Genomic DNA, 1,463 nt, shown 5'->3' on the forward strand with positions numbered 1-1,463 from the left:
TTGCCGGCCAGGTCGCGCTGGTTGAGTTCCTCCAGGTTCTCCTTCATGATCACCGTGGACTTCACCAGCAGCCCGGACATCCCGATCACGTCCGCGCGGTGTTCCTCGGCGGCCTCCAGGATCGCGGAGACCGGCTGCTTGATCCCGAGGTTGACGACGTTGTAGCCGTTGTTGGACAGGATGATGTCGACCAGGTTCTTGCCGATGTCGTGGACGTCGCCGCGCACGGTGGCCAGCACGATGGTGCCCTTGCCCTCCGCGTCCGACTTCTCCATGTGCGGCTCCAGATGGGCGACCGCGGCCTTCATCACCTCGGCGGACTGGAGCACGAACGGCAGCTGCATCTGCCCCGAACCGAACAGTTCCCCGACGACCTTCATCCCGTCCAGCAGCGTCTCGTTGACGATGTCCAGCGCGGGACGGTCCTGGAGTGCGGCGTCGAGGTCGGCCTCCAGGCCGTTGCGTTCACCGTCGATGATCCGCCGCTTGAGGCGTTCCTCCAGCGGCAGCGCGGCCAGCTCCTCCGCCTTGCCCGCCTTCAGCGACTTCGCGGTCGCGCCCTCGAACAGCCGCATGAGCTTCTGGAGCGGGTCGTAGCCCTCGGCACGCCGGTCGTAGATCAGGTCCAGGGCGGTGCGCACCTCCTCCTCGCTGAAGCGGGCGATGGGCAGGATCTTCGAGGCGTGCACGATCGCCGAGTCCAGGCCCGCCTTGACGCACTCGTCCAGGAAGACACTGTTGAGCAGGATCCGGGCGGCCGGGTTCAGACCGAAGGAGATGTTCGACAGGCCGAGCGTGGTCTGCACGTCCGGGTGGCGGCGCTTGAGCTCGCGGATCGCCTCGATCGTGGCGATACCGTCCCCACGGGACTCCTCCTGGCCGGTGCAGATCGTGAAGGTCAGGGTGTCGATCAGGATGTCCGACTCACGGATCCCCCAGTTCCCCGTCAGGTCCGCGATCAGGCGCTCGGCGATGGCGACCTTGTTCCCGACCGTGCGGGCCTGGCCCTCCTCGTCGATGGTCAGCGCGATCAGCGCGGCGCCGTGCTCCCGCGCCAACCGGGTGACCCTCGCGAACCGCGACTCGGGACCGTCCCCGTCCTCGTAGTTCACCGAATTGATCACCGCACGGCCACCCAGGCGCTCCAGACCCGCCTCGATGACATCGACCTCCGTGGAGTCCAGCACGATCGGCAGCGTCGACGCCGTCGCCAGCCGCCCGGCCAGCTCCGCCATGTCGGCGACGCCGTCGCGGCCGACGTAGTCCACACACAGATCCAGCATGTGCGCGCCCTCGCGGATCTGCTCCCGCGCCATCTCCACACAGTCGTCCCAGCGGCCCTCCAGCATGGCCTCCCGGAACTTCTTCGAGCCGTTCGCGTTCGTCCGCTCACCGATCGCCAGGTACGAGGTGTCCTGCCGGAACGGCACCGACTGGTACAGGGACGCCGCCCCCGGCTCCGG

General features: G+C 67.9%; 1 protein-coding gene. It reads right to left on the reverse strand.

Annotated elements, in window-relative coordinates; translation table 11 throughout:
• The coding region (locus tag AC069R_RS34070; protein ID WP_478770563.1) for a dihydropteroate synthase at positions 1–1,463 on the reverse strand (1,463 nt) is incomplete at both ends.

It is taken from the genome of Streptomyces sp. NPDC043952 (genome assembly GCF_056435325.1).